General features: G+C 52.2%; 1 protein-coding gene and 1 pseudogene. Both read right to left on the minus strand.

The genetic code is table 11. The features are described from left to right. The coding region (locus EN939_RS34855; RefSeq protein WP_127271903.1) for a UDP-N-acetylglucosamine 4,6-dehydratase family protein at positions 1 to 844 on the minus strand (844 nt) is incomplete at its 3' end. Between the two features lie 22 nt (positions 845 to 866). After that, a pseudogene (locus tag EN939_RS38370) lies at positions 867 to 1,224 on the minus strand (NAD(P)-dependent oxidoreductase); the annotation flags it as partial.

Consider the following 1,224-nt stretch of genomic DNA (forward strand, 5'->3'; position numbering starts at 1 on the left):
GAATCCGATAATAATTGCCTAGGTCTTCCGCACGCACCATTTCCTCGCGCGACACCAAAGTTTCGAAAAGCTTCTCACCATGACGAGTCCCGATGATTTTCACCGGATTGTCCCGTTCGAATAGTTCCTGCATCGCCTCAGCCAGAACCCCCACGGTAGAAGCGGGTGCCTTCTGAACAAATATATCGCCCGACCGTGCGTGCTCGAATGCATAAAGTACTAAGTCGACTGATTCATCGAGCGACATCAAGAAACGTGTCATGTTGGGATCGGTTAATGTCAGGGGCTTGCCGCCTAGCAGTTGGTCAAGGAAGAGGGGGATCACTGAGCCGCGGGACGCCATGACGTTGCCGTAACGGGTGGCGCAGACGACGGTGCGAACAGAATCGCTGACTCGCGATTTCGCGATCATAACTTTTTCCATCAACGCCTTTGACATACCCATAGCGTTTACAGGGTATACAGCCTTGTCAGTGCTAAGCACCACGCAACGCTGGACGCGATGGCTGATCGCAGCGCGAAGCACGTTTTCAGCGCCGAGAACATTCGTTTTGATCGCCTCCATTGGGTAAAATTCGCAAGACGGCACTTGCTTGAGCGCCGCAGCGTGGAAGATGTAGTCGGCTCCGCGAACTGCATCATCGACAGCGTGATAATCGCGGACATCACCAATATAAAATTTTAAGCGATCGTCCGGCAACGACAGGCGCATATCCTCCTGCTTTTTTTCGTCCCGGCTAAAGATACGGATCTCTGCGAAGTCCGTTTTGAGGAATCGAGCCAGCACAGCGTTGCCAAAAGAGCCGGTGCCCCCAGTAATCAAAAGGGTCTTGTTGGAAAACATTAACGTCTCGCTCGAGGATGTTTTAGCCAAAGTCATACATGGATCGGATTAGAACCGGCCAGTCGGGAGGGCGGTAGCCGGTAGCGTTCTGGAAACGAGATGAATTTAATGAGCGGTCAATCACCAACTGGTCGTCCGGAACGATTTGGGTCTTTTTGCCGTAAACCTCGGCAATGATTCTGAGGAGATCATACTTGCTGATTGGATCTGACGACACATGGTACACGCCGGTGAGTTTGATATTTGGCAGGACGAAATCGCGAATGATCCTGGCGAGTTCCACGGTAGGCAGTCCGGAAAATACGGCTCGGGTGAACCCTTTCACGTCAGCCTGTTGGCTCAAAAACCAGTCGACCAAGCCGTGTGAAGTGTTCAACTCG

Origin of the sequence: Mesorhizobium sp. M7A.F.Ca.CA.002.05.1.1 (genome assembly GCF_003998335.1) — a bacterium.
Taxonomy (GTDB): domain Bacteria; phylum Pseudomonadota; class Alphaproteobacteria; order Rhizobiales; family Rhizobiaceae; genus Mesorhizobium.